Annotated in this window: 8 protein-coding genes; 4 read left to right on the top strand and 4 right to left on the bottom strand. The window is 60.1% G+C overall.

Translation table 11 applies throughout. From position 1 onward, the window contains the following. Both GHO25_RS24690 and lpdA read left to right on the top strand, forming a co-directional pair. The coding region (locus GHO25_RS24690; RefSeq protein WP_153393087.1) for a dihydrolipoamide acetyltransferase family protein at nucleotides 1-967 on the top strand (967 nt) is incomplete at its 5' end. Nucleotides 968-969: 2 nt separating this feature from the next. Beyond that, nucleotides 970-2358, top strand: coding sequence for a dihydrolipoyl dehydrogenase (gene lpdA / locus GHO25_RS24685; RefSeq protein ID WP_048369356.1), 1389 nt, complete (start codon nucleotides 970-972; stop codon nucleotides 2356-2358). An 81-nt stretch (nucleotides 2359-2439) separates the two neighbouring features. Here the strand turns inward: lpdA and GHO25_RS24680 are convergent, their stop codons facing one another. Then, nucleotides 2440-4083: an AarF/ABC1/UbiB kinase family protein gene (locus GHO25_RS24680; RefSeq protein WP_153393084.1), complete on the bottom strand. Its 1644-nt coding sequence runs from the start codon at nucleotides 4081-4083 to the stop codon at nucleotides 2440-2442. Between the two features lie 185 nt (nucleotides 4084-4268). Here GHO25_RS24680 and GHO25_RS24675 point away from each other — a divergent pair, with 185 nt between their 5' ends. Further along, nucleotides 4269-5654 carry a nucleobase:cation symporter-2 family protein gene (locus tag GHO25_RS24675; protein WP_048369358.1) on the top strand — a complete coding sequence of 462 codons (1386 nt, stop codon included), beginning with the start codon at nucleotides 4269-4271 and terminating at the stop codon, nucleotides 5652-5654. A gap of 153 nt (nucleotides 5655-5807) precedes the next feature. Beyond that, nucleotides 5808-6068: a helix-turn-helix domain-containing protein gene (locus GHO25_RS24670; RefSeq protein ID WP_048369359.1), complete on the top strand. Its 261-nt coding sequence runs from the start codon at nucleotides 5808-5810 to the stop codon at nucleotides 6066-6068. A gap of 10 nt (nucleotides 6069-6078) precedes the next feature. On the opposite strand, the gene GHO25_RS24665 is transcribed toward GHO25_RS24670, so the two are convergent. The 3 genes from GHO25_RS24665 to GHO25_RS24655 form a co-directional block, all read right to left on the bottom strand. Next, nucleotides 6079-6846: an ABC transporter permease gene (locus GHO25_RS24665; protein ID WP_048369360.1), complete on the bottom strand. Its 768-nt coding sequence runs from the start codon at nucleotides 6844-6846 to the stop codon at nucleotides 6079-6081. Beyond that, a complete protein-coding gene (locus GHO25_RS24660) occupies nucleotides 6843-8042 on the bottom strand; it encodes an ABC transporter substrate-binding protein (protein ID WP_048369361.1) in 1200 nt (399 codons plus the stop codon). The genes GHO25_RS24665 and GHO25_RS24660 overlap by 4 nt, the downstream gene beginning before the upstream one ends. Further along, nucleotides 8008-8600, bottom strand: a 593-nt coding sequence (locus GHO25_RS24655; RefSeq protein WP_153393081.1) for an ABC transporter ATP-binding protein, incomplete at its 5' end; no start/stop codon positions are given. The genes GHO25_RS24660 and GHO25_RS24655, both read right to left, overlap by 35 nt.

The following is an 8600-nucleotide window of genomic DNA, read 5'->3' as shown; positions in this document are numbered from 1 at the left end:
GGCGCAGGCCCGGGTTGAAGTGGCAGCGGTGTCGGTGGCGGCGGTCAAAACTGCGCCAACCCCGCGAGCGGCTCCTGTAGCCCGCGAAGCCAATGAGCGCCCGCTGGCCTCCCCGGCTGTACGAAAACGCGCATGGGACGCCGGGATTGAACTGCGTTTCGTGCAAGGCAGCGGGCCTGCGGGTCGCGTGCTGCATGACGACCTTGATGCCTACCTGGCACAGGACACCAGCACCAGCGCTGCACCTGCCAGCGGCTACGCCATGCGCACGGATGAACAGCACATCCCGGTGATCGGCCTGCGTCGCAAGATCGCGCAGCGCATGCAAGATGCCAAACGCCGCGCCGCGCACTTCAGCTACGTTGAAGAAATCGACGTGACCGCACTCGAAGAGTTGCGCGCCCAGCTCAATCAGAAATGGGGCGAAACCCGCGGCAAGCTGACCTTGCTGCCATTTTTGATGCGGGCCATGGTTGTGGCCTTGCGCGACTTCCCGCAGATCAACGTCCGCTATGACGACGAAGCGCAAATCATCACCCGCTTTGGCGCCGCCCACATTGGCGTGGCCGCGCAGAGCGATGGCGGCTTGATGGTGCCGGTAGTTCGCCACGCAGAAAGCCTGAATTTGTGGGCTGCCGCCGATGAAATCGCCCGTCTGGCCAATGCCGTGCGCACTGGCAAGGCGACCCGCGAAGAACTGTCCGGCTCGACCATTACCCTCACCAGCCTCGGCGCGCTGGGCGGCATTGCCAGCACCCCGGTGGTCAACCTGCCGGAAGTCGCCATTATTGGCGTCAACCGCATCGTCGAGCGCCCGGTTGTGGTCAAAGGCCAGATCGTGATCCGCAAAATGATGAACCTCTCCAGCTCTTTCGATCATCGCGTGGTCGACGGCATGGACGCGGCGCAATTTATCCAGGCCATGCGTGGCTTGCTCGAACAACCTGCCAGCCTGTTTCTGGAGTGACTATGCAACCCACTCATCACACTACGTTGCTGATTATCGGCGGCGGTCCTGGCGGCTATGTGGCAGCGATCCGCGCCGGTCAGCTAGGTATTCCAACGGTCTTGATCGAAGGCCAGTCGCTGGGCGGTACCTGCCTTAATGTCGGCTGTATCCCGTCCAAGGCGCTGATCCACGTGGCCGAACAGTTCCACACCACGCAGCGCTACAGCACTAACCAGTCGCCTTTGGGCATCAAGACCCAAGCTGCGACCCTGGATATCAACCAGAGCGTGCAATGGAAAAACGGCATTGTTGATCGCCTGACCACCGGTGTTGGCGCGTTGCTGAAAAAGCACGGGGTCAAGGTCATTCATGGCTGGGCCAACATCCTTGATGGCAAAGCCGTGGAAGTCGACGGGCAGCGCATCGAGTGCGAGCACCTGTTGCTGGCCACCGGCTCGCAGACCGTGGATTTGCCAATACTGCCGATTGGCGGGGCCATTATTTCGTCCACCGAAGCGCTAAACCCTGCCGCGATCCCCAAACGCTTGACTGTGGTGGGCGCGGGTTATATCGGTCTGGAACTGGGCATCGCCTACCGCAAACTGGGCGCAGAAGTGACAGTGGTCGAGGCCCGTGAGCGGATCTTGCCGACCTATGACAAAGACCTGACATTGCCGGTGGCTGAATCGCTCAAAGCGCTGGGCATTACTCTGTACCTTGAGCACAGCGTTGAAGGCTTCCAGGCCAGCAGCAAAACCCTGTCGATGCGCAATCGCATGGGCGAAAGCCAAACCCTGGAAACCGATCAGGTGCTGGTCGCCGTCGGTCGCCGCCCGCGCACCCAGGGCTTCAACCTGGAAACCCTGGCGCTGGCCATGAACGGCTCGGCAATTCGCGTCGACAACCGTTGCCACACCAGCATGCGCAACGTCTGGGCCATCGGCGACCTCACCGGCGAACCGATGCTCGCGCACCGGGCCATGGCGCAAGGTGAAATGGTGGCCGAGATCATTGCAGGCAAACAGCGTGAGTTCAGCCCGGCAGCCATTGCGGCGGTGTGCTTTACCGACCCGGAAATAGTCGTGGTGGGCAAGAACCCGGCAGACGCTGAAGCGGCAGGGCTGGACTTTATCAGCGCCAGCTTCCCGTTCAGCGCCAACGGCCGGGCCATGACCCTGGAATCCAAAGCCGGTTTCGTGCGCGTAGTCGCGCGGCGTGACAATCATTTGATTGTTGGCTGGCAAGCCGTGGGCGCCGGGGTTTCCGAGCTGTCGACCGCCTTTGCCCAGTCGTTGGAAATGGGCGCTTGCCTGGAAGACATCGCCGGCACCATCCACGCTCACCCGACCTTGGGCGAAGCCGTGCAAGAAGCCGCCCTGCGCGCCTTGGGGCATGCGTTGCATTTGTAACAGCCTCTTGTAGGAGCGAGCTTGTCTCGCGATCTTTTAAACGGTCAAAAGATCGCGAGGCAAGCTCGCTCCTACAGATCATTACGGGCTTTTAAACAGGCTCCATAGAAACGCCAGCAAACCTCCCAATGTGGCAATCCCGGCCAACCATCCCACCGCTGACAAGCCTTGCCAAACGGGCCCGGCCGCGGCTATTTGCGGGCCAAAAGCAATCAGCAGCGCGCTGATCAACAACGCCAGTGACAGACGGGTCGAGGCTAACCGCAGCGAGCGCTCCAGGCGTTCCAGCCCCGGCATATCGACCTTGAGGTCGACCACACCGTGCTTGAGCCGATGCACCATCAAGCGAGTCAGTTTGGGCAAATCCGCCAACACCCCGCGCCCCAGTTGCACCCCCTCAATGCCCAGACGCTTGGCGGCTTTCCAGTCAAATTGCTCACGCAGCATCTTCTCTACTGCAGGCCTGGCCGTGGCCACCAGATCAAGCTCCGGATCCAGCTGTGTCAACACGCCATCCGCCGTAATCAGCGCTTTAAACAGCACCAGCAAATCCGCGGGCAGCGGCAAGCGGTATTCACGGATCAACTCAAGAAAGTCGGTGATCAAGGCGCTCATTTTCAGAGGTCCGCCTTTTTGTCTCGACATATATTCGCGGGCCGCCTGCTCGATCAGCGACAGGTCTTGCACCCGCTCGCCACTCCAGTCAATCAAGACGCCCACCAATACCTCGGTGCTGCCTTCGGTCAAAGCCCGCATAAAGTTCATGACTTCAAGCCGACGGCGCTCATCAAGGCGCCCCACCATGCCGAAGTCGATAAACCCCACGCGGTTATCACTCATTGCCCGCAAGTTGCCGGGATGCGGATCACCATGAAACAGGCCATCTTCGAGCAACATTTTGATAAATGCCTGCGCCCCGCGTTTGGCCAGCAGGCTCGGGTCCAGCCCCTGCTCTATCAATGCGGCACGGGTCAACGGGGTAAAGCTGGGCAAAAACGCCTGAACCAATAAACGCTGGCTGCTGAACGCCCAATAAATAGTCGGGATGACGATGTGCGGGGTCTGCGCAAAATTCTGCGCCACGCTGTCGCAGTTTTGCCCCTCTTGAGTGAAGTCCAGTTCTTCGAGCATCGCCCTGGCCAACTGCCGAACCATCTGGCGCGGTTGATACAGCGCCAGCGCATCATTTTGCTCAATCAACTGCGCGAGGCTTTCCAGCAACTGCAAATCGGCGGTCATTTGTTGGCGCAAGCCGGGCCGCTGTACTTTGACCACCACCGCCTCACCCGTGAGCAACCGCGCGCGATAGACCTGAGCCATCGATGCCGCCGCCAAAGGCTGTGTGTCAAATTCGGCAAACGCCTGCTCCAGCTCACAGCCCAGATCTTCCAACACTTGGGCTTCAAGCTCACACCAGGGCAAGGTCGACGCCTGACTGTGCAAGGCTTGCAGTTCTTCAACCCACGCAGGCGGCAGGATGTCACTGCGGCTGGCGAGTATCTGCCCGCACTTGATAAACGTCGGCCCCAACGTTTCCAGGGCCATGCGAACCCGCTGCGGGGTAGTAGCGGGCAGCGAGTCGCCGGGTTCGGCCTTCACCTCGGCGAGCAAGCGCCCCAGCCCCAGGCGAATCAAGACGTCCTGCGCGCCAAAGCGCACCAGGGTCGCCACAATGTGCTGCAGCCGGCGGTGGTGTTTCAAGGCGGTCCAGGTGGGTTCAAGCATCAAGTCACGTCCCTTTAAAAGTGCTGCCATGTGCCCTTCGGGCCTTTAACTGCGACCACAGCACGGCCTAATCATTCGATTGATTTAAGTTCGCTTGAGTCCGGAGCGAAAGCCTGTGCAAGCAAACACTGGGCGTGGTGGCCTAACACCAGTAGAATCGCGCTCTTTTTTCCAGGGCGCTCGCCATGACCTCTCCCAAAACCCCGCATGAAGCCGAGTCCCAGACCAGCGAACTGGTCTTTGGCCTCGAAGACCGCCCCAAGCCGTGGATCGGCTTTCTGGCCGCGCTGCAACATCTGTTGGCCATCATCGTGCCAATCGTTACCCCCGGCCTGCTGATCTGTCAGGCGCTCGGGGTGTCGAGCCGCGACACCAACTTGATTGTCTCCATGTCGCTGGTGATTTCCGGCATCGCGACCTTTGTGCAATGCAAACGCTTCGGACCCTTTGGCGCCGGTTTGCTGATTGTTCAGGGCACCAGCTTCAACTTTGTCGGCCCGCTGATTGCCGGTGGCGCGTTGATGGTCAAGCAAGGCACCCCGGTCGAGGGCGTGATGGCCGCGATTTTCGGTGTGGTAATTGCCGGGTCGTTCGTCGAAATGGGCATCTCGCGGGTCTTGCCATTTGTTAAACGCATGATCACCCCGCTGGTCACCGGTATCGTGGTGCTGATGATTGGTCTGACGCTGATTAAAGTCGGCCTGATCAGCATGGGCGGCGGTTTTAGCGCCATGGCCAATGGCACCTTCGCCAACGGTGAAAACCTGATGCTGTCCGGCGTGGTGCTGGCCATTATCGTTATCCTCAACCGTATCCCGCTGGTGTGGATGCGCAGTTGCGCCATCGTCATCGCTTTGGCGGTGGGCTACGCGCTGGCGGGTTATCTGGGCCGTCTGGACTTCACCGGCATGCATCAGGCCGAAGTGTTCCAGGTGCCGGTGCCGCTGCACTTTGGCCTGGGGTTCTCGTGGGCATTGTTTATCCCGATGCTGGTGATTTACCTGGTGACGTCGCTGGAAGCGATTGGCGACGTGACCGCCACCAGCAAAATATCGCGCCAGCCAGTTGAAGGTCCGGTGTGGATGCAGCGCATCAAGGGCGGCGTGCTGGTCAACGGCGCCAACTCGTTGCTGGCCGGTGTGTTCAACACCTTCCCAAGCTCAATCTTTGCGCAAAACAACGGCGTGATTCAGCTCACCGGGATTGCCAGCCGCCATGTCGGTGTATGGATTGCCGGCATGTTGATCCTGCTGGGCTTGTTCCCAAGCGTGGCCGGGGCCATCCAGGCCGTACCGGAACCGGTACTGGGCGGCGCGGCCATGGTGATGTTCGGTGCGGTGGCCGCGTCGGGGATCAATATCCTGGCGAGCATTCAACTGGACCGTCGCGCACTGCTGATTATTGCCGTGTCGCTGGCCTTGGGCCTGGGCGTGTCGCAAGTGCCTGAGTTCCTGGCCCATATGCCAGCAGCCTTGCGCAATGTGCTGGAGTCCGGGGTCGCCACAGGCGGTATTTGTGCCTTGCTCTTGAACTGGTTCCTGCCAGAAACAGAAGCCAGACCAGCCGTCTGATACCCCGCCGTGCAGGATTGCTCAGCAGTAATCCTGCATGGAGTTGGCAAATATCCTACTTGTTAGTAGGCATTTACAGCTCCTACCCTTTCCCTATTTCATTGCTTGAATTACTCTTTTTTGTGACCCCTCTGGCTTTCACGGGCTGCATCTATGAGTACATACGGATCACGCTTAAAACAGGAACGTCTACGCCTGAAGCTGACGCAAGAACTTTTCGCCGACGCTGGCGGGGTTGGGCGTTACGCACAAGGCTGTTATGAGCGGGACCTGAGCATGCCTCGCGCCGATTATCTGGCCGCCATCACCTTGATCGGCGTGGATGTGCTGTACGTCATCACCGGCCGTCGCACCGTGCACAGACCGCACCCCTTCAGTGGCTCAGTACACAAAGGCTCTATGACCGAACACTAGGTGCAACGGCTCAGGCATGCACCCAGCGCCGGTGCAGGCTGCGCGCGCAAGCATCCAGGGCAAAACCCAGCACACCGATCAGCACCACCATGGCCATCAGTTCGGAGTAAGCCAAGCGGTCACGCGTGTCGAGAATGAAGTAACCCAAACCGGCACTCACACCAAGCATTTCGCACGGCACCAGCACGATCCACAAGATCCCTATCGACAACCGCACCCCGGTCAAAACATGCCCAAGAACCCCCGGCAGAATGACCCGGCGTAGGGTTTCCCATCGCGTGGCACTCAGACTTCGGCTCAGTTGCAGCCACCTCGGGTCCAGTTGCCGAACACCGGCGATGGTATTGAGCAAAATCGGCCACACGGCGGCAAACGTCAGCAAAAAGTAGATCGGCTGATCGCCCACGCCCATCAGCATCACCACCACCGGCATCCACGACAGCGGCGAGATCATCCGTAAAAACTGAAACGCTGGCGTGGTGGCCGCTTCGAGGTTGCGCGAGCCGCCAATCAACAAGCCCAGTGGCACGCCGATCAACAGGGCCATCAGCAAGCTGATCAGAATGCGCTTTACGCTCACCCAGACGTTGTCATAGAGCTGTGCACTGCCGAGCAAGTCAAACAGGCTGGCAAAGGTGGCCTGTGGCGAGAAACGCGCCGACAGCCCCTGCGCGCTGCCGAACAGCTCAATGCCCAGCCACCACAGCAGCAACAGGCTCAACAGCCCGGCGACGCCGAGCAGCCATTGGCGTGCAAGTGAAGGTGCTTGGGTTTTCAAAAGCCGAACTCCTCGGTGCGCTCAAAACTATCGGGCAGGCCGAAAGTTTTCAGGCCACCGACGCTGGCAATGCTGTTTTTGACGAAACGGTCGTCCACCAGGTCCTTTGCCACCTGTTTAGGGTCAAGGTCTGCGAGAAAACCGTTATCGCCCTGAATCAGCGTGTGTTTGAGGCGCGTGACCAGCTCTTCGGTGTAGCTCGGGAAAGGATAAGGCTGGAAGTCGATGCGCTGTTCATCCCAGTTCGCGTGCCGGATCGCACCGTCATGTTCATAGCCCGTGCGCTCCGTGGCCGCTGGGGACAGCACCCGTTGCAACACTTGCGAGCTGTGCGGGGTGTAGCGATTTTCGCCGTCTTTGGCCAACAGTTTGGCGGCCTGCTCACGGTTGTCGCGGGTCCAGACTTGCGCTTTAACAATGGCATTCACGACTTTTTGCGACCACTCGGGGCGATTGTTCAAATCATGCTCGTGCATAAACACCACGCAGCAGGCGTGGTTGCGCCACATGTCCCCGGTAAAGCGCTGTACTCGCCCAACCTTGAGGTCTTCCGCCAGGGCATTGAACGGCTCTGCAACGATGTAGCCAGCGATGCGCTGGGTGGCCAGTGCTGGCGGCATGTCTGAAGGCGGCATCACCACCAGGTTGACCTCGTTCGCGGCCAACGGGCTGTTGACGGGCCGTGTCACCGGCTGCAAACCGTTTTCACGGAATAACTGCTGCACCACCACGTTGTGGATCGAGTACCAAAACGGGATTGCCACCGATTGCCCGCCCAATTGCTTGACGTCGGTAATCTGCGGCGCCACGGTCAAACCGGAGCCGCCTACATGGTTCCAGGCCACGACTTTGGCCGGTACCTTGCTGCCATAACGCGCCCACACCGTCATTGGCGACAGCAAGTGGATCACGTTGACCTGCCCCGAAATAAACGCCTCGATCACCTGTGCCCAACTGCGCAACAGCACCGGGCGCTCGGCCTTGATGCCTTCGGCTTCAAACAGGCCATTGTTATGCGCAACCAGCAGGGGCGTGGCATCGGTGATGGGCAGGTAGCCAATGCGAACGGGCGCATCCGGCTCGGCAGCCGCCCGCGCTTGCAAGCTGGCCAGCATTGGCAAAGCGCCCGCTGCGGTGAGCATGGCACTGAGTTTTAAAATGTCACGTCGAGTGTGGGTAAAGTCGTCCAGGCACATGTTCACGCTCCAGCGAGTTGGGCAAAGGGTCAATAACTGCATCGGGTTTGCGGCTTGCCCGCCGAAGGGTTTTAAGAATGTCTATGCGCAAGGCACCCAGTTCATCGATCCGCTCGTCGCGCGGCTGCGCCAGATCAATGCGCCACTGCGCCACCGTCTGCGCCGGGCTGTGACCCAGTAGCAGAATTCGGTCGCTGAGCAGCAGGGCTTCGTCAATGTCATGGGTAATCAACAATGCGGCGGTGTTGTGCCGCTCGATCACTTTGAGCAAGAGCTGTTGCATGTCGGCGCGGGTCACTTCGTCGAGCGCGCCAAACGGCTCATCGAGTAAAAGCACGTGGGGTTGGCGTGCCAGACACCGCGCCAATGCGACCCGCTGCGCCATGCCCCCCGACAGTTGCGCCGGGTATTGGCCGCGTGCGTGCTGCAAGCCCACCTCGGCAATGGCCTGGTCCACCCGCGCCTTGCGTTCGGCGCCGGAGACTGTCGGCTGGCTGGCGAAATCAAGGCCAAACGCGACGTTGCTTTCAAGGCTCAACCACGGCAACAGGCTAGGGT

It is taken from the genome of Pseudomonas sp. FSL R10-1350, from assembly GCF_009600525.1.
Taxonomy (GTDB): Bacteria; Pseudomonadota; Gammaproteobacteria; order Pseudomonadales; family Pseudomonadaceae; genus Aquipseudomonas; species Aquipseudomonas helleri.
This window is presented reverse-complemented; position numbering and strand designations above follow the sequence as displayed.